The following is a 22,189-nucleotide window of genomic DNA, read 5'->3' on the forward strand; positions in this document are numbered from 1 at the left end:
CTCACTCGGCCTGCATCCACCCCAGCCGCTGTGCAACCAGAGCCGCGACCCGTGCGCTTTCACGCAAGGGTTCGACCGGCGGCAGCGGTCCTTTTTCATGCATGAAGCGCAGCCGCCCGCTGCGCTCAAGCTCGGCCACGAAACGCCCGACCTTGCCGCGCACCGGCTGCGGCGCAAACGTCAGCAGTTCGGCGCGGGTGGCGGCGGCTTCGCTGAGCATATTGACCGAATCCGGTGTCACCACCAGCACATCGGCCCAGCCCAGCATGCCGGCATAGGGATTGGCGCCATCTCCGGCACCATGCCACTGGATGCCCGGCACCCCGGCGAACGCCTCGCGCGCAGCGGCACGCAGCCAGTCCGGGGTGCGGCGTGAACTGGTGAGCATCAGGCTGCCGCCGTCGCGTTCCAGCCGTACGCGCAAGGTTTTTTCCAGCTCCCGCCAATAGCCTTGATCCAGCCGCAGCGCGCGGGTCGGTCCACCGAGCAGCACGGCGTGGCGCGGCGCCGGCAGTGCGCCCAGTGCAGGAAACGCGGCGCGTGCCTGTTCCAGCCAGGCATCGTCGATGCGGTTCAGGCCGCCGAGCGTGGTGATCAGATTGTCGCCGGCCAGCCCGTCGTGACGCGGCGCGATCACCAGGTCGTAATGCGACAGCGCGATGCGCGGATCAAGAATCTGCACACTGGCCCAATCACCGCCACCCGACTCGCGCAGCAGTCGCGTCGCAAGCGCGGCCTGACGCCCGCAACCGATTGCCAGCGATGGCACATCGCCGGCTTCGGCCTTCAGCCAATGGGCGAATTCCGCACCGAAGGCCCGTGCCACCCCCGGCAGGCGGCGCGGCGCGATCCAGCGCCACGGCGCGCGTGCGCTCAGGCGCAACACCACCGGTTCCACGCCCAAGGCCTGCGCCAGCGCGACGGCCTGGTTCTCGTTGCCGGCCGCACCATCGCTGATCGCCAGCACGCGGCATGGCGCTACCGGATTCATGCGATCGGCACTCCACGCAGCGCGCCGCGCTGCGGACATTCGTTACCCAGCGCATGGCGCAGATGCTCCACCAATTGCTGGTTGCGACGCACGGTTTCGCGTTTGCGCGGCAGCACCGCCTTCATCGTCTTCTGCGGCAGCGTGTAGCCGGGCAGCACTTCCACCAGCCGGCCCGCTTCCAGCGACTGACGGGCCAGAAAGAACGGCAGGATCGCCACGCCCTCGCCTTCGACGGCAGCATCGTGCATCAGCGCGCCGCTGTTGGTGGTAAGGCGCGGATGCACCTGCACCCGGTGCACCTGCTGGCCCTCGCCGAAGCGCCATTGGTGTCCACTCTCGTGATACAGGTACTGGATGCAGTCATGTTCGCGCAGATCCGCCGGCACCTGCGGCACGCCGCGCGCCTCCAGATACGCCGGCGCCGCGCAGCACAACAGATCAAAGCGGAACAGTGGCTCTTCCTGGAACTGGCCGGAGATCTCGCCACGGTCGGTGATCACCATGTCGTAGCCCTCCTCCACCGGATTGACCGGGCCATCGTTGAGGGTCAGCTCCATCGTCAGCTCGGGGTGATCGCGCATGAAATCGGCCAGTGCGCGTCGCAACGCCTGCACCCCGAAGGCGGTCGGTGAGCTGATCCGCATCAGGCCGCGCAGTTCCAGATCGTGTGCGGAGATGCTGCTTTCCAGCGCGTCCAGATCTTCGATCAGCCCGGCCACGCGCTGCCGGTACAGTGCGCCGGATTCGGTCAGCCGCACCCGCCGCGTGGTGCGCACCAGCAGCGGCGTGCCCAGTTCCTTTTCCAGATAATGGATGCGGCGCGTCACCAGCGACTTGGGAATGCCGAGCTGGCGCGCAGTCTCGGAGAAGTTCTCCACCTCGGCCACGCGCAGGAAGGTACGGATACAGCTGATGTGGTCCATCATCGAAACCGGTGGCCGGATGCGTCATTGTTCCATAACAGAGAACACTAAATTCAGCCAAATCCGCCTTATCCCGTCACCAACGCGCCCATAGAATGGGTGGCATGGACATCATCCGACATCCTTCCTGCGAACGCGGCCGTACCCGGCTGCCGTGGCTGGACAGCCGCCACAGCTTCTCGTTCGGGCACTACTACGAGCCGCGCCGCATGGGTTTTGGCGCGCTGCGTGTCATCAATGAGGACATCGTCGCGCCGGGTGCCGGTTTCCCGACGCATTCGCATGCCAACATGGAAATCGTCTCGATCGTGCTGGACGGTGCGCTGGCGCACCGCGACAGCCTCGGCAACAGCGAGACGATCCACAGCGGCGACGTGCAGCGCATGCGCGCCGGCAGCGGCATCGAACACAGCGAATACAACGCCTCGCAAACCGAACCGGTGCATTTCCTGCAGATCTGGCTGCTGCCACGGCAGCAGGACCAGACGCCCGGCCACGTACAGCGCAGCTTTCCACCGGAAGAGCGTGACAACCGCTGGTGTCTGGTGGTGTCGCCCGACGGACGTGCCGACAGCCTGCCGATCGACCAGCAGGCGCAGATCCACCTGACCCGGCTGGCCGCAGGCCGTACGCTGGAACACCCGCTCGAAACCGGACAGCGCGCCTGGCTCCAGCTCACCCGCGGCAACGCGCGCCTCAACGGCCAGGCACTGTCAGCCGGCGACGCCGCTGCGGTCTGCGGCAGCGGAACCCTGACACTGGAAGCCGACAGCCCGGTCGAGGCCTGCCTGTTCCAGTTGCAGGATTGAGCCGCAACACGCCCACCATTCCCGTTCCACCCTTGGTTTTCTTGATTTCTCCAGGAGATTTTCCGCATGACCCGAACCATCCTCGACGACGCCGCGCTTGACCAGCTTTTCCTGCAGGCGCGCACCTTCGGTTTCCCGAACAACAGCTGGCTCGACAAGCCGGTCAGCACCGAGCAGTTGCAACGCATCTGGAACCTCGCCCGGATGGGTCCGACCGCCGCCAACACCTCTCCGGCGCGCGTGGTCTGGGTGGTGTCGCCCGAAGCCAAGGCGCGGCTGATGCCGCTGATGGACGAAGGCAACCGCGGCAAGACGCAGGAAGCACCGGCCACGGCCATCATCGGCATGGATCTGGATTTCTACGAGAAGCTGCCGTATCTGCTGCCGCATACTGATGCCAAGTCCTGGTTCGAAGGTGCACCCGAAGACGTGCTGACCACGGTGGCGCTGCGCAACAGTTCGCTGCAAGGCGCCTACCTGATGCTGGCCGCTCGCGCCATCGGCCTGGATTGCGGCCCGATGTCCGGTTTCGATGCGGCCGGGATCGAAGCCGAGTTCTTCCCCGACAGCCGCATCAAGGCCAATTTCATCTGCAACATCGGTTACGGCAATCCTGAAGGCCTGTTCCCGCGCAGCCCGCGCCTGTCCTTCGACGAAGCCACCCGCATCCTGTAAAACCGCGCTGCACCCAGCGCCGCTCCATGTCCATCGTTCCAGCGTTTCAATCCGTATCCTCCACATTCATATGCAAAGGAGTCACACCATGTCGATCCGTCTGCTCGCCGCCGCCCTGGTCGCCGCCAGCCTCAGCGCCACCGCCGTGGCCGAACCGGTGACCTACACCATCGATCCGACCCACACCCAGATCAAGTTCACCTACAGCCACTTCGGCTACTCCACCATCACCGGCCGCTTCGATGCGACCGAGGGCACGGTGACCTACGATGCGGAAAACCCCTCCGCATCCAGCGTCGAGATCACCACCCAGATCGCCAGCGTCAGCACCGGCGTGGCCAAGCTCGATGAGCACCTGCAGAAGGATGACTTCTTCGACGCGGCCACCTACCCGACCGCCACCTTCAAGAGCACCAAAGTCGAAGATGCCGGCGACGGCAAGCTGAATCTGACCGGCGACCTGACGATCAAGGACGTGACCCTGCCGGCCAGTTTCCAGGTCACCGTCAACAAGGTCGGCCCGCACCCGATGCACAAGAAGCCCAGCGCCGGTTTCGACGCTACTGGCAGCATCGAGCGTGGCGCCTTCGGCATCACCACCTACCTCCCTGCCACCGGCCCGGAAGTGAAGCTGGATATCACGATCGAGGCCTCGGTCGAAGAGTGATCCCGCACCTCGTGGCGCGGCCTTCGCGTCACCCCTGACAACCGCCGGCATCTACTCCAGGTGCCGGCGGTTTGCCGCCTGCGGCTGCGGTATCGGTTGTCGCACGGTAGAATCGGCGTCTTCCCTCCGGGACCAGAGCCATGACCGCCGCCGCCCAGCCTGCCAATACCGAAACCCGCTACGAAGTGACCCGCGCCGACCTGCCGCTGTCCTGCCCAATGCCCAGCATGGCGCTGTGGAACTCGCATCCGAAGGTGTACCTGCCGATCGAGGCCACCGGCCAGGCGCAGTGCCCTTACTGCAGCGCGCTGTACGTGCTCAAGGATTGACCGCTTCGCACCAGGCAACGTGAGTACGCCACTCACGGTGATGCAGCTGCTGCCGGCACTCCATTCCGGTGGCGTGGAACGCTCCACGATCGAAATCACCCAGGCCCTGACCCGCGCCGGACACCGCGCGCTGGTGGTCTCGGCCGGCGGCCGGCTGGTGGCCGATCTGGAAGCGGCCGGCGGCACCCATCTGACGCTGGAGATCGGGCGCAAGTCGCTGCTGACACTGCGCCATGTCTTCGGCCTGCGCCGGCTGATCGAACAGCATCGGCCGGACATCGTCCATGCCCGCTCGCGCCTGCCGGCCTGGATCGGCTGGTTCGCGCTGCGTGGCCTGCGCGGCGCAAAACCCGCCTTCGTCACTACCGTGCACGGCCTCAACTCGGTCAGCGCCTACAGCGCGATCATGACGCGCGGGCAACGCGTGATCTGCGTCTCCGACACCGTGCGCGCTTATGTGCTGGCGCATTATCCGGACACCGATCCGGCCCGGCTGCGGGTCATCGAGCGCGGCGTGGATGCGGCCGATTTCCCGCGCGGCCACCGCACCAGCAAGACCTGGCGGGAAGCGTTTTTCACCGAATATCCGCTGCTGGCCGGGCGGCGCTGGTTCGTGCTGCCCGGGCGCGGCACCCGGCTCAAGGGCCATGCCGAGGCGATCGAACTCATCGCACGACTGCGCCGCGACGGCCACGATGTCGCGCTGCTGCTGCAGGGCGTGGTCGAAGCCGGGCGCGAGGCCTATCTGGCGCAACTGCGCGAACTGGCCGTGCGGCAGGGCGTGGCCGAGGCGATAGCCTTCGCCCCGCCCCGGCGCGACATCCGCGAGGTGATGGCCGAGGCCTTCGCGGTGCTGCAACTTTCCACCAAACCCGAAGCCTTCGGCCGTACCGTGGCGGAAGCCTTGGCGTTGGGCGTTCCGGTGCTGGGCTGGGATCGCGGCGGCGTCGGTGAACTGCTGGCGCGCGGCTTTGCCGAAGGTGCGATCCCGCCGGGCGACGCCGATGCCCTGTTCGCGCGCGCGGCGCAGTGGCTGCAACAGCCGCCGCTGGTCGCGCCGTTCACGCCGCTGTCGTTGCAGGCGATGCAGGACGCGACGCTGGCCGTGTACCGCGAGGTGGCCGATGCGCGCTGACGCTTTGCGCAGCCTGGCGCCCGCGCACTGGCTGCTGCTGGCCGCACTGGCGCTGCTGCCCTTCGGCATGGCCTCGGAACTGCCGGTGCTGGTCGGTGCCGTGCTCGGCGGCGTGGCACTGCTGTGCGGCCGGATCGATTGGCAACAGCCCGGTGTGAGACTGGCGTTGGCGCTGGGGCTGGCGTACTGGCTGCCGCAACTTCTTTCGGCCTTCGACAGCGCCGCACCGGGCAAGACCTGGGGCGAAGTGGCGCTGGACCTGCGCTTCGTGCCGTTCCTGCTGTACGCCGCCAACACCCCCAGCACACCGCGCACCGCCGACCTGCTCTGTGCCGGAGCCGCACTGATCGCAGTGTTCTGGTGCCTGGATGCGCTGTTGCAGGCCGTCACCGGGCTGAGTCTGGGCGGCGCGGCCACCAGCGACCGGCTCAGCGGCATCTTCGGTGCCGACAATCTCAAACTCGGCGGCGTGCTGGCGGTGCTGACGCCGTTCGTGCTGGTGCAGGCCTGGCAGCGAGGCAGGACGATGCTGCTGGCGCTGGCGGTAGTGATGTTGCTGGTGGTGATCCTGCTGGCCGGCGCGCGCGCCGCCTGGTTCGCGTTTGCACTGGGCGCGGCGCTGGTGTTCTGGCAGGCGTTGGGGCGCCGGCGTGCCATCACTGCGCTGCTGTCGCTGACGCTGGCGGTGCTGCTGGCCGGCATCGCCGGGTATTCGGTATCCGAGCGCTTCGCACAACGCGTGGATCGCACCGCCGCCGCGCTGAGCGGCGACTACGCCGCGCTGGATCATGCGCTTTCCGGACGTCTTCCGATCTGGGAAACGTCCTGGCAGATGGGCCTGGCGCATCCGGTCAATGGGGTCGGGGTGCGTGCGTTCCGTTATGTGTATCCGGAGTTTGCCGCGCCGGATGACCCCTTCGTCGATATCGAAGGCGTCGAGGGCGCTTCGCATGCGCACCACATCGTGCTGGAGCTTTTCAGCGAAACCGGTCTGCTGGGGCTGGGGCTGTGGCTGGCTGCGATCATCTTCGCCTGGCGCGCCGCGCGCAGGATGCCGGAAACCGCACGCCACCGCGCGCATCCGGCCAGCGTGGCACTGCTCGTCACGCTGTTCCCGCTCAATACCCATTACGCGGTGTATTCGGCGTTCTGGGGACTGACGCTGCTGTGGCTGGTGGCGGTGTGGCTGGTACTGCTCGGCGCTGAAAACGGAGCTGGCGCGGATCAGTCGTAGATCGGCGCCGCGCCCTCGGGCCGGCGCTTGAAACGCTTGTGCAGCCACAGGTACTGGGCCGGCGCGGCGCGCGCCATCGCCTCGATCGCCGCCATTACCCGCGCGGTATCGGCGGCGGCGTCGCTGCTGGGGAAATCCTCGAACGCCGGCTTGACCTCCAGCGTGTAGCTGCCATCGGCCTCGCGCCGGTGGAAAAACGCGAACACCGCCGCGCCGGACATGCGCGCCAGCTGGTGGGTCGAGGTCAGGCTGCGCGCCGGTTCGCCGAAAAACGGCACGAACACATTGTCGCCGCGCAGCGTGTCCTGGTCTGGCGCGAACCACAGCGCACCGCCCTGCTTCAGGTGACGCAGCGCCGGGCGCAGCTCATCGCGCCCGAACATCGCGCTGGCATAGCGCAGCCGGCCGCGCTTGACCGCCCATTCCATCGCGGCGGTATCGTGCGGGCGGTACATGCCGGCCAGCGGAATCTTTTCACACAGCAGCCGGCCGCAGATTTCCAGCGTCATGAAATGACCGGAAATCAGGATCGCGCCGCGGCCCTCTGCCAGCGCGGCCTGCAGGTGCTCCACCCCGATATAGCGCGCGCTGCGCCGCATCGGCGCGATCGAACCCCACCAGGCGCGGCCGAATTCGAACAGCCCGATCCCCAGCGCGGCGAAGTTCTCGCGCAGCAGCGCTTCACGCCAGGCGGCATCGCGTTCGGGAAAACACACCGCCAGATTGGCCCGCACCACGGCCCGGCGCGAGGCCAGCAGCCAGCGCAGCACGGTGCCCAGACCGCGCCCGAGTACACGCTGCAGCGACCAGGGCAGCTGCGCCAGCAGCCACAGCACGCCGATACCGGCCCAGCGCGGCCATTCACGCGGCCCGCGCGGAGGCGCCGGCAGCGGCAAAGTGGCGGGAAGCGGGCGCGGGGACTGGCTCATCGGAACGGAAGATCATCGGCAGGCGGGCATGGTAACGGCTATCCTTTCGCCGATGCCCCACTCCACCCGAATCGCCCGGCTCGGCGGCGTGCTGCGGCGCAGCCTGTATACCCTGGTGCTGTACCTGCTCACGCCGCTGATTCTCTATCGCCTCGCGTTCCGCGGGCTGCGCGCGCGTGGCTATTTTTCGCGCTGGTTCGAGCGCTTCGGGTTCTTTCCTGACAGTGGCATCCGTTCCTCGATCTGGGTCCACGCGGTATCGGTCGGCGAGGTCAATGCCGCCGCGCCACTGGTGGATGCGCTGCGCCAGCGCTACGAAGGCCACAGTTTCGTCGTCACCACGGTCACCCCGACCGGCTCGGACCGGGTGCGCCAGCTGTGGGGCGATCAGGTGTTCCACGTCTATCTGCCCTATGACCTGCCCGGCGCGATCCGCCGCTTCCTGCACCGCATCCGGCCCAGCGTGGCGGTGATCATGGAAACCGAGATCTGGCCCAACCTGTTCCGTGAGTGCGACAAGGCACAAATCCCGGTGCTGATCGCCAACGCCCGGCTCTCGCGCAAATCGTTGGACGGCTACGGCCCGGTGCGTCCGCTGGTACGCGCGGCGGTACGCAGCGCGCGCTTCATCGCAGCCCAGTCGCAGTTGGATGCCGAGCGCTTCTTGTCACTTGGCGCACGGCCGGAACGGGTACGCGTGGTCGGCAATCTGAAATACGACATGCACGTGCCGGATTCGCTCAAGCCCAACGCGCGCCAGTGGCGTGAACAGTGGGGCAACCAGCGCCCGGTGTGGATCGCGGCCAGCACCCACGAGGGCGAGGAACTGCCAGTGATCGAAGCCCATTCGCATCTGCTGCGGCGCTTCCCCGATGCCTTGCTGCTGGTGGCGCCACGTCATCCCGAACGCTTCCGGCCGATGGTGCAGCTGTGTCGCAGCTACGGTTTCCTGACCGCCTGCCGCAGCGAGGACACGATGGCCGGGCCGGATACCCAGTGCTTCGTGCTGGACACGCTGGGCGAGCTGGTTTCGTTCTGTGCCGCCGCCGATGTCGCATTCGTCGCCGGCAGCCTGGATCCGATCGGCGGGCACAATGTGCTGGAACCGGCGGCGCTGGGCATTCCGACTATCGTCGGCCCCAACACCTTCAATTTCACCGAAGTCACCGAGCTGCTGATCGAGCACGGCGCCTGCGTAAGAATCGAGGATGCCGAAGACCTGGCCGCCGTGCTGCGCCGCTTGCTGGGCCAGCCGGAGCTGTGCCAGCAGATGGGCCAGGCCGCGATCTCGGTGGTGGAAAACGAGCGCGGCGCGGTGGAGCGCACCTTGGACATCGTGCACCGCATCCTCGCCGGCAAGACCCCGGTCACGCAGCACTGACACGAAAACGCCCGGCCCCATGGACGGAACCAGGCGCATTGTTCGCAGCGCTACAGCGTGTGCAGCGGATTCAGTAGGCTTCGTCCGGCACCTGCTCCAGCGCGGCTTCGGCATCGGTGACCAGATTGCGGTTGACCTCGGCCAGATCGGCGATATCGACGATGCCGGCGGCCTGCTTCAAGCGCAGCGAGTTGACCAGGAAGTTGTGGCGCGCGGCCGAATAGGCGCTTTGCGACTGGAACAGCACCTGCTGCGACAACAGCACGTCGACGATGGTGCGGGTGCCGACCTCGAAGCCGGCCTCGGTGGCTTCCAGCGCACTGCGGGCCGACACCACGGCCTGGCGGCGCGCCTCGATTTCGCTGATGCCGGCATCCAGCGCGCGATAGGCATTGCGCGTCTGGCGCAGGATCGCGCGTTCGTTCTGGTCGTACTGGAAGGCGCGCTCATCGCGCGCATTCAGTGCCAGCTTGACCTGGGCCTGGGTCGCGAAGCCGGAGAAGATCGGCACCACCAGGTTGACGCCCACGCGCCAGTCGTCGCCACTGTTGTTGCTCGGGATGATGCCGGCATCGGCCGCCGAGGTGCCCCAGCCGTAGCTGCGGCCCTTGCTGGCCGACAGCGAAAGCCGCGGCAGGTGGCCGGCACGGGCGGTGGCCACATCCAGCTCGTCTGCTTCGGCCGAATAGGCCTGCGCGCGCAGCGTCGGGTTCTGTTCCAGCGCCAGCGCCACCCAGGCCTCGGCGCTGTTGGGCGAGGGTCGTTCGGGTGAGAACTCCTCATCCAGACCGCGCAGGTTTTCCAGCGGCTGGCCGATGATCTGGGCCATCGCCTCGCGCGCATCGTCCAGCGCGACTTCAGCCGCGATGGTGCTGGCGCGGGCGCTGTCATAGCGGGCGCGGGCTTCATGCACGTCGGTGATCGCGGTCAGGCCGACTTCAAAACGCTGTTCGGCCTGATCGAGCTGGCGCTTGACGGCCCGTTCCTCGGCGCGGGCGAACACCAGCGCGTCGATCGCGGTCAGGGTGCCGAAATAGGCTTCGGCCACGCGCACGATCAGATTGTCGTTCTCGGCGTCGTAATTGGCCTGACCGACCTCGGTACGCTTCTTCGCGGCACGCAGCTGGGTGTAGTTGGCGTGGTCGTACAGGCTCTGGCTCAGGTCGATGCCGTAGTTGCGTCCGCTGGAATGGGAGCGGGTGTTGCTGGTCGACACGATCGGCGGATCGATCGACAGCACGCGCTCACCGGCACCTTCCGAACCACTGCGCGAGTAACCGGCCGAGCCGGTCAGGCTGGGCAGCAGGCTGGAGCGTGCCTGGGTCACGCGCAGCTGCGTGGCCTGGCGCGTGGTCTCGGCGATGGCCAGCTGCGGGTCGCTGTCACGCGCCAGCGTATAGGCCTGCATCAGGTCGGCGGAGAGCGCGGTGGAGCTGCCGGCGGCCAGCAGCAGCGCGGCGCTCAGGATTCGGATTCGGGGCATCGACATGCGGGGATTCCTGGATGGGTAAGTGAAATGGACCATCGGCCTGCGGCTGCGCCACATGGGTCGTGACGCCAGCCTGCCTTGCTCCCCGGCGCAACCGGAGTCGCGTCAGAGAACGAAACGTTCGACCGGCTCGGCACCGATCAGATAGGGAAGCGCGGTCTCGAACAGACCTTCTTCCTCGATCCGACCCTGGGCGTTGCCGCGATACAGGACGGCGCGCTGCACCAGAGAGTGACCCTGGACCACGAACAGGCGTCCGCCGGGCTTGAGCCAGGCCAGCCATGCCGGTGGCAATACCGCCACCGCACCGGTCACCACGACCGCATCGAACTGGCGTCCGGGCTCGTATTCCAGTGCATCGGCCTGTTCAACGCGGATGTTGGCCAAACCCGTCGCGCGGAAGCGCGCCTGCGCGCGTTCGACGAAATCGGCATGGATATCGATGCTGACCACATCGCGTGCCAGCTGCGCCAGACAAGCGGTGATGAAACCGCTGCCGGTGCCGATTTCCAGCACTTCCTCTTCCGGCGCCAGTTCCAGCGCCTGCAGCATGCGTCCCTCAATCACCGGCTTCATCATCACCTGGTCGTGTTCGAGCGGCAGGACCAGATCGGCAAAGGCCAGGCGGCGGTAACGCGCCGGCACATAGTCTTCGCGCTTGACGCTGGAAAGCACGTCCAGCACCTGCGGATCAAGCACGTCCCAGGGACGCACCTGGTTGTCCACCATCGAGGAACGGGCCAGTTCGAAATCGAGCGACATGGAGAATGCCTTGGAAAGGAAAGGAGCGGACCGCTGATTTTACCAGCCTAGCCCCTGCCTGGCCCGTGGCGCAGTGCCGGAAGTCTTGATGACCATCGACCCGCCACCAAGGCAGGTCCGGCACGGTTCAGGCTTCATCATCCAGCACATCTGCCGGAGTGGACATGCCGGCGCGACGAAAGCGCGAACTCAGCCGCGTACGCCGCGGATCAACTGCATGAACTCGGCGCGGGTGCGCGCATCTTCGCGGAAGGCGCCCAGCATCTGGCTGGTGACCATGCTGACGCCGCGCTTGTGCACGCCACGCGTGGTCATGCACTGGTGCACGGCCTCGATCACCACGCCCACGCCGCGCGGATGCAGCACGTCCTCGATGCAGTGCGCGACCTGCGCGGTGAGTTTTTCCTGCACCTGGAACCGCCGTGCGAAGCCTTCCAGCACGCGCGCCAGTTTGCTGATGCCGACCACCTTGTCGGTCGGCAGGTAGCCGATGTGGGCACGGCCGATGATCGGCGCCATGTGGTGTTCGCAATGGCTCTCGAATTCGATGTCGCGCAGCACGATCATCTCGTCGTAACCGGCCACTTCCTCGAAGGTGCGACGCAGATATTCGGCCGGGTCGACCTGATAACCGGAAAACCAGTCGCGGTAGGCCCTGGCCACGCGCTTGGGCGTATCGATCAGCCCTTCACGCGAAGGGTCTTCCCCGGCCCAGCGCAGCAGGGTGCGAACCGCGGCCTCGGCCTGCGCCTGGTCGACCGGCGCCTCGTCATGCTTGTCCATCCAAAAATCCCCGTTTCGCGGCCATTACCGCAACGTGTCGAAATCCGGCACTTCGAAATCGTAATCGGGCAGCAGGTAGTCCGGCATTTCCTCGCTGCAATCGATGATCTGGCAGCGGCGACGCTGCATATAGGCATCGCGCACCAGCAGGTACGGATCGCTGGCGTCCTGCATGAAATTCTCCAGCGGCAGCACCGAAGCGCGCGCGTCCAGACCATACAGAATGCTGACTTCGGCACCCTCGCGCCGCGCCAGCCAGCTGATCGCGCTGGCCTGGCTGGACACGCCCTTGCCCAGACCATCGCGTACCGTGCCCGGGCCGAAAATCGGCAGCACCAGATAGCGCGAATCCTTCCAGCCCCAGGTCGCCAGGGTCTGGCCGAAATCGCGGTTGCGCAGCGGCACGCCGACGCTGCTGGCAGGATCGAGGATGCCGCCAAAACCCAGCACCGCATTCATCAGGAAACGCCCGACCGCGGTGCCGGCCTGTCCCGGATGGCCTTGCAGCAGCAGGTTCAGTGCAGTGAGCGGTTGTTGCAGGTTGCCGAAGAAGTTGGAAACCCCGGTCCGCACGCCACTGGGCGTGACCTTGGCGTAGCCCTTGGCGGCGGGGCGCAGCAGCGCGCGATCAAGCACGTCATTGAAGGCGTAGACCTTGCGGTTGAAGCCCTCCCACGGATCCTCCGGCGACAACGCAGCGCCGCTGTCGCTCCAGCCTTGGCCGGTCGCAGCCGCCTGTTCCGCCACCGGGAATTTCTCCTGCGGTGCCGGACTGCGGGTGTTCTGGCTGGCGCAGGCGGCCAGCAGCAGTATCGCCAGCAACGTGCTGAAACGGCCCATGCGGTTCATTGTGAACACCCGGCCGGATCTTCCAGCCGATGTGCACGGCACAGCGCCCGGTAGCGTCCGTGGTCATCGCCGTGCAGCGGCGCCGGCACCAGTCCCAGCTCGGCCTGGCGCGCGCGCAACCAATGCAGCAGGGCCACACCGGCGCTGTCCAGTTCACGCACGTTGGACAGGTCGAAGGCGCGGATCGAGGCCGGCTGCGCCACACACTCGTGGAACAGGCCCGCCACGGTATCCAGCGTCACGCGTTCGGGCAGCACCCAGGCGGCGGCAGACATGTTCAGCCCTGCACCTGGAGTTCACCGCTGCGCAACGCGGCGATGACGTCGTCGAGGCTGCGGCGGCGCAACTGTTCGTCGAACTGGTTGCGGTAAGTCTGCACGTAGGAAATGCCTTCCACGATCACGTCGAACACCAGCCAGTCATCGCCCTTGCGGCGGAACATGTAGTCCACCTGCACCGGTTCGCCGGCGCGGCGCACGATGCGGCTGGCGACGCGCACGATCTGGCCGTCGCGCATCGGGGTGGAGGCGGCGATGCGCACATCGGTGCCCGGATCGATTTCCAGCAGCGCGTCGGCATAACGCCGCAGCAGGCTGTCGGTCAGCGCATCGGCGAAGGCTTCGATCTGCTCGGCACTGGCACCGCGTGCATGACGCGCCAGCACCAGCTGTGCCGAATACGACCGATCCATGACATCCAGCAGCTGGCTCTGCACGAACTCGCGCAACGCGGCCGGGTCCCGGCTGAAGCTGGCGCGCTTTTCCACGATGGTATCCAGCACCACCCGGGTACGTTCCAGCACGATGTCGGCCGGCTCGGCGGCGGCGGCCAGGGAAGTGGAAACGGCGAGCAACAGGCCCAGCATCAAGCGGATCATCATGGACTCCTCACAACTGCCCGCTTCAACGCGAGCGGGACGACCCGGAAGCATCCGCGTCATCACCCGAACCTGCGTTGAACAGGAACTTGCCGATCAGCTGCTCCAGCACCACGGCGGGCTGGGTCAGCAGGATTTCATCACCGTCAGCGAGCGGCTCCGGATCGCCGCCCGGCGACAACCCGACATAGCGTTCGCCCAGCAGGCCGCTGGTGAAGATCGCCGCGCCGGTGTCGGCCGGCAGCTCGCCGGCACTGCGCGCCAGGCGCAGCGTGACCCTGGCATCGAAATTCTCGTCCAGCACGATGGATTCGATCTCGCCCACCTTCACGCCGGCAATCTTGACCGGCGCGCGCGCCTTCAGATCACCGGCATTGGTGAAATTGGCCACCACGCGGTAGCTGGCGCCGCCCATGCGGTCGCCCGAGTTGGTCGAGGCGAACGCCAGCACCAGCGCGCACGCGAAACCCATCAGGATGAACGCACCCACGCTCCATTCGGTCTTGGGACTGGCCATGCTTGTTCTCCGTGCCTCTTGATCAATACAACGTTGCGCTGAGCAGAAAATCCAGGAACAGCACCATCAGTGAGCCGTAAACCACCGCCTGGGTGGTCGCCACCGAGGTACCCTCGGGCGTGGGCTTGGCGTGGAAGCCGACATGCGTGGCGATCAGCGCGCAGAACACGCCGAACACCGCCGACTTCACGAAGGCCTGCCCGTAGTCTTCCCACAGGTCCACGCTGGACTGCAGCGAGGCCCAGAAATAACCGCCATCCACGCCCAGCAGGAATTCCGCCTGGAACCAGCCGGCGAGGATGGAAAAAGCGATGAACACCGCGGTCAGCAGCGGCACGCTGATGACGGTGGCGACAAAGCGCGGCACCACGACCTTGCCGACCGGATCGATCGCCATCATCGACAGCGAAGTGATCTGGTCGGTGGCGCGCATCAAGCCCAGCTCGGCCGCCATCGCCGAACCGGCGCGGCCGCAGAACAGGATCGCGGTCAGCACCGGCCCCAGCTCGCGGAAAACGGTCAAGGACAACATCGTGCCCAGTGCATTGCCAGCCCCGAAGGTGACCAGCGCGCGGTAGCCCTGCAGCGTCATCACCAGCCCGACGAAGGCACCCCCGACCGCGATGATCGGCACTGAACGCGCACCGATCACGTAAATCTGCCGCACCGTGTCGCGCCACTGCGAACGGCTGGGGCGGATCGCGCCCAGGATGCGGAGCAGGAACAGGCCGAAGCGGCCCAGCGCGGCGATCATTTCACGCATGTGCCACCGCCTTGGTCGCGCGGTAATCGAAACCGATCGGGCCATCCGGCCCGCCGTCCATGAACTGGCGCACCAGCGGATCGGCACTGCCATCCAGTTCGGCCGGGGTGCCGGCAAACACGATGCCGCGATTGGCCACGATCAGCACCTGATCGGCGATTTCCAGCACCTCGCGCACATTGTGGGTGATGACCAGACTGGTCATGCCCAGCGCGTCGTTGAGGCGGCGGATCAGATTGACGATGACGCCGCAGGCGATCGGATCAAGGCCGGTCAGCGGCTCGTCGTAGAGCATCAGCGGCGGATCGGACACCACCGCGCGCGCCAGTGCCACGCGCCGCGCCATGCCGCCGGACAGCTCGTTGGTTTCCAGCGCGCCGGCTTCGCCCAGCCCGACCGCAGCCAGTTTCATCTGCACCAGCTCGCGGATCAGTTCTTCGGGAAGATCGGTATGCGTGCGCAGCGGCAGCGCGACGTTCTCGAACACGTCCAGATCGCTCAACAGGCCATTGCCCTGCAACATCACGCCCATCTGGCGGCGCAGGGTGAACAGATCGCGCACCCGTGGCCGCGGCAGCGCATGGCCGAGCACGTCGATATCACCGGACGCCTGCACCAGTTCGCCGACCACACCGTACAGCAGGGTCGATTTGCCGGCACCGGACGGCCCCAGCACCGCCGTCACGCTGCCGCGCGGCAGGCGGAAGCTGATGTCGGACAGGATGGTGCGCGCGCCACGGCGCAGGGTCACGCCACTGAACTGGACGGCGGCATCGTCGGAGATCGTCATGGGTCTTCGGCAACCGTTCCGGGTGGAAGGCGGGCCGCATCGCGCAGGCCGCCGTCGTCGGGAAAATGACCGGCCATTATCCGCCGGCATGAACTTCGATGCCAAGTATCATAGCTGCTGACGGTTCAGGCCCAATGACCGGCCGCTTCAGTCATGGCGCTCGGAGGTGCGGCCCGAACCCAGCCCGCGCAAGGCACGCCCGGACGCAGTCGATTCCCCGGCCGCGCCGGATTCCGCATCCTGCGCCGCGCTGCGCGGATCCACCTGGCTCAGACGCGCGATGTCCCGCTCCAGCCGCAGCTGGCGCCGGAACGCCAACTCCTGTTCCAGCGCCTCGACGAACAGGCGTGCCCGCCTGCGGTCGCGCCAGGCCACGGAAAGCTCCACCCGGCCCGACGTGCCGGATTGAAGCCGACTGGCCTGCACGAAATCGGAAAAGCCCAGTTCGATCACCGGCCACAACCAGAACCAGCCGGCGCTGAACTCGGCGCTGGCCAGCGCATCCAGCTCGACCACCAGTTCCTTCGGCGAAGTGCGCAAAAGGCCCAGCACCGCATCACCGGCCTGGTACTGGAAGCGCAGGCGCCCTTCCTCCAGATGCACGATGCCCTGCATCTCGCCCCAGCCGCCGTGGCTGGAACAACTGAAAGATACGCTGTACATGCCTGTCCGCCTCCGCTCCTTGCCGCGTTCCGCAGCTGTCCCAACCCATCCTGCCGCCTGTCGCCGGCACGACGCCAGCGGCCTGCCCGCGCGCCGGCCCCGCGGATACACAGGGTAGACTGCCGGGCCTCGAAACTGTGCCAGGGACGCATCCATGAACCAGCCTGTGACCGATTTCAGCGGCGTCGAACGCCAGACCGGCGCCCAGCCCGAATGGACGGTGATCTGGTTGCATGGCCTGGGCGCCGATGGCCACGACTTCGAACCGATCGTGCCGGAACTGGTGCGGCCGGGCTGGCCGGCGCTGCGTTTCGTGTTCCCGCATGCGCCAGTGCAACCGGTGACGATCAACAACGGCATGGCGATGCGCGCCTGGTACGACATCGCCAGCTTCGACCCGAATGCACCGCAGGACGACGCCGGCATCCGTGCATCGGTTGCCCGCGTGGAAGCACTGATCGCACGCGAGAACGCACGCGGCATCCCGGCCGAACGCATCGTGCTGGCCGGATTTTCCCAGGGCGGTGCGGTGGTGCTGGCTGCCGGCCTGCGTCATGCACAGAAGCTGGGCGGCATCGTGGCGCTGTCCACCTACCTGCCGCTGGTGCCGTCGCTGGCGGAAGAAGCCGCAGCGGCCAACCGCGAGATCCCGATCTTCATGGCGCACGGCAGCCAGGATCCGGTCGTGGTGCCGGCGCGCGGCGAAGCCAGCCGCGATGTGCTCGAAGCCCTCGGCTACCGCGTGCAATGGCAGCGCTACCCGATGCAGCACGCGGTCTGCGCCGCCGAGATCAACGATCTGGCCGCATGGTTCCAGGCCCGCTTCGGCTGACCGCCGCACACCGCCGGCCATCCTGCCGATGAGCACCACCGAACGCCAACACGGCCCGGCCTGGATGCCGGATTTCTGCCGGCCGCAGGCGCTGTTCGGGGTCATGGTGGCGGTCGAAGTCGCGGTGCTGACGGCGATCCTGATGCGGCTGCCGCAGGCGCCGGGCAGCTGGACCGAACTGTTCACCGCCAGCCTGTTCGCGCAGTGGCTGGCGCTGCTGTGTGTCGGCGCGCTATGCAAACTGCGCGAGGTGATTGACCGGCTGCCGCGCCTGTCCGGCGTGTTGCTGGCACTGCTGGTGCCGATGGCCATCGTCGGCATGGGTGCGCTGCTGGTGGCGCTGATCGACCAGAACCTGGGCCTGGACTGGACCGTGCCGCCACGCTACACGGTGCGTTTCGTGCTGGTCTGCATGGTGGTGGCGCTGCTGCTGAGCGCCGCGCTGCTGCGCTATTTCTATGTCACCGACCAGTGGCAACGGCAGGTCGCGGCGCGCGCGCAGGCGCAGGTGCAGGCGCTTCAGGCGCGCATCCGGCCGCACTTCCTGTTCAACAGCATGAATTCGATCGCCAGCCTGATCCGGCACGATCCGGTCACCGCCGAGCGCGCGGTCGAGGATCTTTCCGAACTGTTCCGCGCCGCGCTGGGCAGCGGCAATGGCGAATCCACCCTGGCCGAAGAGCTGCATCTGGCGCGACGTTATCTGGCGATCGAAGCGCTGCGTCTGGGCCCGCGCCTGCAGGTCGAATGGGAACTGGCCGACGATCTGCCCGACGACCTGCCGATGCCGCGCCTGACCCTGCAACCGCTGGTGGAGAACGCCATCATCCACGGCATCGCGCGCCTGCCCGAAGGTGGCCGCATCGACATCAGCGCGCGGCGCGAAGGCTTCCTGCTGCGGATCGAAGTCACCAACCCCTGCCTGCCGGACGAACTCGGCGCGGCCCACGGCAACCGGCACGCCCAGCACAGCATCGCGCAGCGTCTGGCGCACCAGCACGGGGGCAGCGCGCGCATGGTGACGCGCCTGCAGGACGGCTACTATTCAGCCACGCTGATCGTGCCCACCGACTGAGACATGAAACTCCTGATTGCCGACGACGAACCCCTTGCGCGCCAGCGCCTGCGCGACCTGGTCGGTGATCTTGGCGGCCACGAGATCATCGGTGAGGCCGGCAACGGTCGCGAGGCCTGCGAACTGGCCGCCACGCTCAAGCCCGACGCCGTGCTGCTGGATATCGCGATGCCGCTGCTCGACGGCCTGGAAGCCGCACGCCATCTGGCCGAACTGCCGGATCCGCCGGCGGTGGTGTTCTGCACCGCATACGACGAACACGCACTGGCCGCGTTCGAAGCGCACGCGGTGGATTACCTGGTCAAGCCGATCCGGGCCGAACGCCTGGCCGCGGCACTGGCCCGCGCCGAACGCTTCCATGCCGGCGCCGCACCGGCCGGCCGCCTGCCGGCGCAGCGCCGCAGCCATCTGTCCGCACGCCTGCGCGGCACGCTGCGGCTGATCCCGATCCAGGACATCCACTTCCTGCAAGCCGAGGAAAAATACGTCGTCGTGCACCACGCGGAAGGCCAGGATCTGATCGAGGATTCGCTGAAATCGCTGGAAGCCGAATTCGGCGAACGCTTCATCCGCCTGCACCGCAACTGCCTGGTCGCCCCCGACCAGATCCGCGAACTGGTGCGCGAACCGGACGGGCGCGAAGTCGTGCGCCTGCGCAACCATCCGGCGCGGCTGGATGTCAGCCGCCGCTGTCTGCCCGGCGTGCGCCAGCGCCTGAAGAACCTGTGAGAACAAATGACCTCTTCCACCACCCTGCGCATCGCCACGCGCAAGAGCGCATTGGCGCTGTGGCAGACTGAACACGTCGCCGCGCGCCTGCGTGTGCTGCATCCGGACCTTTCCATCGAACTGGTGCCGCTCTCCACCCGTGGCGATGAAATCCTCGACCGCTCGCTGTCCGCACTCGGCGGCAAGGGCCTGTTCCTGAAGGAACTGGAAGTGGCGATGGAGGAAGGCCACGCCGACTGCGCGGTGCATTCGCTCAAGGACGTGCCGATGGAGCTGGACGGACCATTCGCACTGGCCGCCGTGCTGGAACGCGCCGACCCGTTCGACGCCTTCGTCTCCAACCACCATGCCGATCTGGCCAGCCTGCCGCATGGCGCGCGCGTGGGCACCTCCTCGCTGCGCCGCCAGGTGCAGTTGCGTGCGATCCGCCCGGATCTGGAACTGCGCGACCTGCGCGGCAACGTCAACACCCGTCTGGCCAAGCTCGATGCCGGCGACTACGACGCCATCATCCTGGCCTGCGCCGGCCTGCAGCGCCTGGGTTTTGACGGCCGCATCCGCGCCCGGCTGACGCCCCCGGACTTCCTGCCGGCCGTCGCGCAAGGTGCCATCGCGGTCGAATGCCGCGCCGGCGACGACGCCACGCACGCCCTGTTCGCCCCGCTGAACCACGCCCCGACCCGCCGCTGCGTGGACGTGGAGCGCGCCATGAACCTGCGCCTGGCCGGAAGCTGCCAGGTCCCGATCGCCGGCTATTGCACCGAAGCCGACGGCAGCTGGACCCTGCGCGCCCTGGTCGGCGACGAACGCAGCGGCGAAATCCTGCGTGTGGAAGACAGCGCCGACACCAGCACCCTGCACGACCTCGGCACCCTCGTCGCGGAACGCCTGTTGGAACAGGGGGCGGAACGGCTGCTCAAGCGCTGAGGTATCTGCAAGTGGGTCGGCGGAAAAAGAACGGCTTCTTCGAGGAACTGACAACCCTTCCCTGGCCGGTCGGAGTCGCCGCAGGTCTGATCGCCTTTCTGCTGATTCGATACGCGCTGCCAGCACTTCTGGGTGGCAGCGGCAACACCTATCTGCAGGCCTTCTCCACTGCCAGCAACACTTTCGCCCCGCTCGCGTGGCTGGTACTGATCGCCTGTTCCCTCGCTTCGCTGATGTCGTTCATCCGGGCTCGACAGGACCGACAACTGCTGGATACCCGCACCGGGCTCGACAGCCTCGCCGCCCTCGGATGGAAGGAGTTCGAGCGGCTGGTCGGCGAAGCATTCCGTCGGGAAGGCCATGTCGTCGAAGCCACCGGGCTGGGCGGCGCGGATGGCGGCATCGACCTCATCCTTTATCGAGACGGCCGCCGCACCCTGGTCCAGTGCAAACAATGGCGACGACGATCCATCCCGGTGAGCGTCGTGCGCGAAATGTACGGCCTTCTCGCCCATCATCAGGCGGATGAGGTCCGAATCGTGGCGTCGGGCAAATTCACGCGGGACGCAGCTCAATTCGCTGAAGACAAACCCATAGCACTGATCGACGGCACGCAATTGCTCACGATGATCCGGGCAGTCCAGTCGTCCAGCAACTCCCAAACGGCAAAGCCGACGAATCACCAGTACAGGGACGCCGTGACGGATTCTCCGGACATCCCGGAACCGAATTGCCCGCGATGCAACGCCGGGATGACATCGCGAAGAAACAGCAAAACCGGCCAGCCTTTCTGGGGATGTTCCTCGTTCCCCCGCTGCAAAGGCACCCGGCCTGCTGGCTGATTGGCAGGCGGGTTGACGCCACTCCCCCTGTTGCCGCCCTCAGCTCTACCGCTTGCTCCGGCTGCCCGATCACATGGCAGTCCTGCGATGCCAGCCGGAACACAGGTGCTGCAGAACCGTTTCTTTTCGATTCCAGAACGATTCACGCCTTCCGAAACGCTGCCGTGACCCGCAACCACACAGCCTACCGAGCCGGAAACAGGCCACTGACTACGCTTCGATCAAGCGCTCCGTCATGGAAATGTCCATTCTCCGCGCACTTTCCGGTACCTCCTCGCACCGGGCCATAAGGCTGCTGTTGCCGGCCCCATGTGGCGCCATGGAGGAAACACCGATGAAGACGTACTGGAAACTGTTCGCCCTGCTCGTCGTGCTCGGCGGCATGAACATGCTCGATGCCCGTGCTGAAGCGGCGCAGGGCCGTGCCGTGGTTCGGGTGGAAACTTCGCCGAACATCGGTGACCGCAGCCTGCATTTCCAGGGTCAGCCGAGCGGTGAGGTGGTTCTGGAACGAAATGGCACGGGCCACATCAGCGAGGATGTGACCGCAGGCCGCTACGAAACCACCCTGTCGGGCATCGACCGGCGTCTGACCGAAGCCGGCTATCGCCTCACCAGCATCCAGTGTGATGACCACGGCAAGGCCACGCGCAGTCAAGGCAACCTGGAACACCAGAGCGCGATCTTTGCCGTGAATCCGGGGGAAACCGTCACCTGCACCTTCCTCCTGGCGCTCCCGAGCGCATGTGGGTGCCCGAAGGCGGGGCGCTGGCAGGTCAACAACCATACCGGCCGCATGACCTGCAGCGGGCCGATGCCTATGGCGATGCCACTGGCCCCTGCACACAGCACCGGCACCCTGACTCCCAACGCCGGCTGCACCCAGATCCTGGCGCAAGGCATGAGCGATGACGAGGCCGATATCCAGATGCACCTGCAACCTGATTGCAGTTGGAAAGGCTCGTTCGGCGGCACGCGCGACATCCCGGCCACGATTGATTTCCACTGGACGCTGGAAAGCCAGACCCGCATCACCGGCAACCTGAGTTCCAACTTTTCCCAGCAGGGCATGAGTTGCTCGGTGTCGCGCACCTTTGAACTGGATTTCGGCGGATGAAGCATGCTGGCAGCGGCTTTTCCGGATGCGGAAAAGCCGCGCAGGTCCAAGCGCTTTTTATACCTCCCGTAACGCCACCGTGCTCGGCAGCCGCGTCGCCG

26 protein-coding genes are annotated in these 22,189 nt (G+C 66.7%); 13 read left to right on the forward strand and 13 right to left on the reverse strand.

Annotated elements, in window-relative coordinates; translation table 11 throughout:
* Position 1: 1 nt before the first annotated feature.
* Together WDB66_RS11075 and WDB66_RS11080 are read right to left on the reverse strand one after the other, a co-directional pair.
* Positions 2-991 carry a mitochondrial fission ELM1 family protein gene (locus WDB66_RS11075; protein ID WP_339398646.1) on the reverse strand — a complete coding sequence of 330 codons (990 nt, stop codon included), beginning with the start codon at positions 989-991 and terminating at the stop codon, positions 2-4.
* Positions 988-1,914 (reverse strand): LysR family transcriptional regulator, encoded by a 927-nt coding sequence (locus WDB66_RS11080; protein ID WP_339398647.1) that lies wholly within the window; start codon positions 1,912-1,914, stop codon positions 988-990. Before WDB66_RS11080 ends, WDB66_RS11075 begins: the two co-directional genes overlap by 4 nt.
* 104 nt (positions 1,915-2,018) lie before the next feature.
* On the opposite strand from WDB66_RS11080, the gene WDB66_RS11085 reads away from it, so the two are divergent.
* The 6 genes from WDB66_RS11085 (at position 2,019) to WDB66_RS11110 (ending at position 6,763) form a co-directional block, all read left to right on the forward strand.
* On the forward strand, positions 2,019-2,723 hold the full coding sequence (locus tag WDB66_RS11085; protein ID WP_339398648.1) for a pirin family protein: 705 nt from the start codon (positions 2,019-2,021) through the stop codon (positions 2,721-2,723).
* Between the two features lie 66 nt (positions 2,724-2,789).
* Entirely contained in the window at positions 2,790-3,398 is a 609-nt protein-coding gene (locus WDB66_RS11090) for a malonic semialdehyde reductase (RefSeq protein ID WP_339398649.1), read from the forward strand.
* A gap of 88 nt (positions 3,399-3,486) precedes the next feature.
* Complete coding sequence (locus tag WDB66_RS11095) at positions 3,487-4,065, forward strand: YceI family protein (RefSeq protein ID WP_339398650.1); 579 nt, start codon at positions 3,487-3,489, stop codon at positions 4,063-4,065.
* 140 nt (positions 4,066-4,205) lie between these two features.
* Positions 4,206-4,394, forward strand: a complete 189-nt coding sequence (locus tag WDB66_RS11100; protein ID WP_339398651.1) for a zinc-finger domain-containing protein — start codon at positions 4,206-4,208, stop codon at positions 4,392-4,394.
* A 40-nt stretch (positions 4,395-4,434) separates the two neighbouring features.
* Positions 4,435-5,529 (forward strand): glycosyltransferase, encoded by a 1,095-nt coding sequence (locus tag WDB66_RS11105; protein ID WP_339398707.1) that lies wholly within the window; start codon positions 4,435-4,437, stop codon positions 5,527-5,529.
* Positions 5,519-6,763, forward strand: coding sequence for an O-antigen ligase family protein (locus WDB66_RS11110; RefSeq protein WP_339398652.1), 1,245 nt, complete (start codon positions 5,519-5,521; stop codon positions 6,761-6,763). The genes WDB66_RS11105 and WDB66_RS11110 overlap by 11 nt, the downstream gene beginning before the upstream one ends.
* Here WDB66_RS11110 and lpxL read toward each other — a convergent pair.
* On the reverse strand, positions 6,754-7,692 hold the full coding sequence (gene lpxL / locus WDB66_RS11115; RefSeq protein ID WP_339398653.1) for an LpxL/LpxP family Kdo(2)-lipid IV(A) lauroyl/palmitoleoyl acyltransferase: 939 nt from the start codon (positions 7,690-7,692) through the stop codon (positions 6,754-6,756). The genes WDB66_RS11110 and lpxL overlap by 10 nt on opposite strands.
* A gap of 52 nt (positions 7,693-7,744) precedes the next feature.
* Between lpxL and waaA the strand changes: the two genes are divergently transcribed.
* Positions 7,745-9,073: a lipid IV(A) 3-deoxy-D-manno-octulosonic acid transferase gene (gene waaA, locus WDB66_RS11120; protein WP_339398654.1), complete on the forward strand. Its 1,329-nt coding sequence runs from the start codon at positions 7,745-7,747 to the stop codon at positions 9,071-9,073.
* Positions 9,074-9,143: 70 nt separating this feature from the next.
* On the opposite strand, the gene WDB66_RS11125 is transcribed toward waaA, so the two are convergent.
* From WDB66_RS11125 to WDB66_RS11170, 10 genes are all read right to left on the reverse strand, one after another.
* On the reverse strand, positions 9,144-10,562 hold the full coding sequence (locus WDB66_RS11125; RefSeq protein ID WP_339398655.1) for a TolC family outer membrane protein: 1,419 nt from the start codon (positions 10,560-10,562) through the stop codon (positions 9,144-9,146).
* Positions 10,563-10,667: 105 nt separating this feature from the next.
* Positions 10,668-11,324: a protein-L-isoaspartate O-methyltransferase family protein gene (locus WDB66_RS11130; RefSeq protein WP_339398656.1), complete on the reverse strand. Its 657-nt coding sequence runs from the start codon at positions 11,322-11,324 to the stop codon at positions 10,668-10,670.
* Between the two features lie 189 nt (positions 11,325-11,513).
* Positions 11,514-12,107, reverse strand: coding sequence for a GTP cyclohydrolase I FolE (gene folE / locus WDB66_RS11135; RefSeq protein WP_339398657.1), 594 nt, complete (start codon positions 12,105-12,107; stop codon positions 11,514-11,516).
* A gap of 24 nt (positions 12,108-12,131) precedes the next feature.
* Positions 12,132-12,956 (reverse strand): MlaA family lipoprotein, encoded by an 825-nt coding sequence (locus tag WDB66_RS11140; protein ID WP_339398658.1) that lies wholly within the window; start codon positions 12,954-12,956, stop codon positions 12,132-12,134.
* Positions 12,953-13,231 carry a hypothetical protein gene (locus tag WDB66_RS11145; RefSeq protein WP_339398659.1) on the reverse strand — a complete coding sequence of 93 codons (279 nt, stop codon included), beginning with the start codon at positions 13,229-13,231 and terminating at the stop codon, positions 12,953-12,955. Before WDB66_RS11145 ends, WDB66_RS11140 begins: the two co-directional genes overlap by 4 nt.
* A gap of 2 nt (positions 13,232-13,233) precedes the next feature.
* On the reverse strand, positions 13,234-13,833 hold the full coding sequence (locus WDB66_RS11150; RefSeq protein WP_339398660.1) for an MlaC/ttg2D family ABC transporter substrate-binding protein: 600 nt from the start codon (positions 13,831-13,833) through the stop codon (positions 13,234-13,236).
* Between the two features lie 25 nt (positions 13,834-13,858).
* Positions 13,859-14,350 carry an outer membrane lipid asymmetry maintenance protein MlaD gene (mlaD, locus tag WDB66_RS11155; protein ID WP_339398661.1) on the reverse strand — a complete coding sequence of 164 codons (492 nt, stop codon included), beginning with the start codon at positions 14,348-14,350 and terminating at the stop codon, positions 13,859-13,861.
* A 22-nt stretch (positions 14,351-14,372) separates the two neighbouring features.
* Entirely contained in the window at positions 14,373-15,113 is a 741-nt protein-coding gene (locus WDB66_RS11160; protein ID WP_339398662.1) for an MlaE family lipid ABC transporter permease subunit, read from the reverse strand.
* Positions 15,106-15,903 carry an ABC transporter ATP-binding protein gene (locus tag WDB66_RS11165; protein WP_339398663.1) on the reverse strand — a complete coding sequence of 266 codons (798 nt, stop codon included), beginning with the start codon at positions 15,901-15,903 and terminating at the stop codon, positions 15,106-15,108. Before WDB66_RS11165 ends, WDB66_RS11160 begins: the two co-directional genes overlap by 8 nt.
* 147 nt (positions 15,904-16,050) lie before the next feature.
* Complete coding sequence (locus WDB66_RS11170; RefSeq protein ID WP_339398664.1) at positions 16,051-16,566, reverse strand: hypothetical protein; 516 nt, start codon at positions 16,564-16,566, stop codon at positions 16,051-16,053.
* Positions 16,567-16,720: 154 nt separating this feature from the next.
* On the opposite strand from WDB66_RS11170, the gene WDB66_RS11175 reads away from it, so the two are divergent.
* Genes WDB66_RS11175 through WDB66_RS11200 form a run of 6 tightly spaced genes read left to right on the forward strand, consistent with a single transcriptional unit; the run spans position 16,721 to position 22,088 of the window.
* Positions 16,721-17,398, forward strand: coding sequence for an alpha/beta hydrolase (locus WDB66_RS11175; protein ID WP_339398665.1), 678 nt, complete (start codon positions 16,721-16,723; stop codon positions 17,396-17,398).
* A 28-nt stretch (positions 17,399-17,426) separates the two neighbouring features.
* Positions 17,427-18,473: a sensor histidine kinase gene (locus WDB66_RS11180; protein ID WP_339398666.1), complete on the forward strand. Its 1,047-nt coding sequence runs from the start codon at positions 17,427-17,429 to the stop codon at positions 18,471-18,473.
* 3 nt (positions 18,474-18,476) lie between these two features.
* A complete protein-coding gene (locus WDB66_RS11185; RefSeq protein WP_339398667.1) occupies positions 18,477-19,202 on the forward strand; it encodes a LytR/AlgR family response regulator transcription factor in 726 nt (241 codons plus the stop codon).
* A gap of 6 nt (positions 19,203-19,208) precedes the next feature.
* Complete coding sequence (gene hemC / locus WDB66_RS11190; RefSeq protein ID WP_339398668.1) at positions 19,209-20,129, forward strand: hydroxymethylbilane synthase; 921 nt, start codon at positions 19,209-19,211, stop codon at positions 20,127-20,129.
* A gap of 11 nt (positions 20,130-20,140) precedes the next feature.
* Positions 20,141-20,971 carry a restriction endonuclease gene (locus WDB66_RS11195; protein WP_339398669.1) on the forward strand — a complete coding sequence of 277 codons (831 nt, stop codon included), beginning with the start codon at positions 20,141-20,143 and terminating at the stop codon, positions 20,969-20,971.
* A gap of 52 nt (positions 20,972-21,023) precedes the next feature.
* On the forward strand, positions 21,024-22,088 hold the full coding sequence (locus tag WDB66_RS11200) for a hypothetical protein (RefSeq protein ID WP_339398670.1): 1,065 nt from the start codon (positions 21,024-21,026) through the stop codon (positions 22,086-22,088).
* The last annotated feature ends 101 nt before the right edge of the window (positions 22,089-22,189 follow it).

It is taken from the genome of Denitratimonas organivorans (assembly GCF_037478135.1).
In the GTDB taxonomy this organism is placed as follows: domain Bacteria; phylum Pseudomonadota; class Gammaproteobacteria; order Xanthomonadales; family Xanthomonadaceae; genus Denitratimonas.

Bases quoted from the DNA above. Each gene is read 5' to 3' on its own strand.
- WDB66_RS11090 (WP_339398649.1), top strand. From the start codon at position 2,790: ATGACCCGAACCATCCTCGACGACGCCGCGCTTGACCAGCTTTTCCTG.
- hemC (WP_339398668.1), top strand. From the start codon at position 19,209: ATGACCTCTTCCACCACCCTGCGCATCGCCACGCGCAAGAGCGCATTG.
- WDB66_RS11085 (WP_339398648.1), top strand. From the start codon at position 2,019: ATGGACATCATCCGACATCCTTCCTGCGAACGCGGCCGTACCCGGCTG.
- lpxL (WP_339398653.1), bottom strand. From the start codon at position 7,692: ATGAGCCAGTCCCCGCGCCCGCTTCCCGCCACTTTGCCGCTGCCGGCG.
- WDB66_RS11105 (WP_339398707.1), top strand. From the start codon at position 4,435: ATGCAGCTGCTGCCGGCACTCCATTCCGGTGGCGTGGAACGCTCCACG.
- WDB66_RS11170 (WP_339398664.1), bottom strand. From the start codon at position 16,566: ATGTACAGCGTATCTTTCAGTTGTTCCAGCCACGGCGGCTGGGGCGAG.
- mlaD (WP_339398661.1), bottom strand. From the start codon at position 14,350: ATGGCCAGTCCCAAGACCGAATGGAGCGTGGGTGCGTTCATCCTGATG.
- WDB66_RS11080 (WP_339398647.1), bottom strand. From the start codon at position 1,914: ATGGACCACATCAGCTGTATCCGTACCTTCCTGCGCGTGGCCGAGGTG.
- WDB66_RS11140 (WP_339398658.1), bottom strand. From the start codon at position 12,956: ATGAACCGCATGGGCCGTTTCAGCACGTTGCTGGCGATACTGCTGCTG.
- WDB66_RS11150 (WP_339398660.1), bottom strand. From the start codon at position 13,833: ATGATCCGCTTGATGCTGGGCCTGTTGCTCGCCGTTTCCACTTCCCTG.
- WDB66_RS11095 (WP_339398650.1), top strand. From the start codon at position 3,487: ATGTCGATCCGTCTGCTCGCCGCCGCCCTGGTCGCCGCCAGCCTCAGC.
- WDB66_RS11130 (WP_339398656.1), bottom strand. From the start codon at position 11,324: ATGTCGCTCGATTTCGAACTGGCCCGTTCCTCGATGGTGGACAACCAG.
- WDB66_RS11185 (WP_339398667.1), top strand. From the start codon at position 18,477: ATGAAACTCCTGATTGCCGACGACGAACCCCTTGCGCGCCAGCGCCTG.
- WDB66_RS11125 (WP_339398655.1), bottom strand. From the start codon at position 10,562: ATGTCGATGCCCCGAATCCGAATCCTGAGCGCCGCGCTGCTGCTGGCC.
- folE (WP_339398657.1), bottom strand. From the start codon at position 12,107: ATGGACAAGCATGACGAGGCGCCGGTCGACCAGGCGCAGGCCGAGGCC.
- WDB66_RS11145 (WP_339398659.1), bottom strand. From the start codon at position 13,231: ATGTCTGCCGCCGCCTGGGTGCTGCCCGAACGCGTGACGCTGGATACC.
- WDB66_RS11100 (WP_339398651.1), top strand. From the start codon at position 4,206: ATGACCGCCGCCGCCCAGCCTGCCAATACCGAAACCCGCTACGAAGTG.
- WDB66_RS11180 (WP_339398666.1), top strand. From the start codon at position 17,427: ATGAGCACCACCGAACGCCAACACGGCCCGGCCTGGATGCCGGATTTC.
- waaA (WP_339398654.1), top strand. From the start codon at position 7,745: ATGCCCCACTCCACCCGAATCGCCCGGCTCGGCGGCGTGCTGCGGCGC.
- WDB66_RS11165 (WP_339398663.1), bottom strand. From the start codon at position 15,903: ATGACGATCTCCGACGATGCCGCCGTCCAGTTCAGTGGCGTGACCCTG.
- WDB66_RS11075 (WP_339398646.1), bottom strand. From the start codon at position 991: ATGAATCCGGTAGCGCCATGCCGCGTGCTGGCGATCAGCGATGGTGCG.
- WDB66_RS11160 (WP_339398662.1), bottom strand. From the start codon at position 15,113: ATGCGTGAAATGATCGCCGCGCTGGGCCGCTTCGGCCTGTTCCTGCTC.
- WDB66_RS11175 (WP_339398665.1), top strand. From the start codon at position 16,721: ATGAACCAGCCTGTGACCGATTTCAGCGGCGTCGAACGCCAGACCGGC.
- WDB66_RS11110 (WP_339398652.1), top strand. From the start codon at position 5,519: ATGCGCGCTGACGCTTTGCGCAGCCTGGCGCCCGCGCACTGGCTGCTG.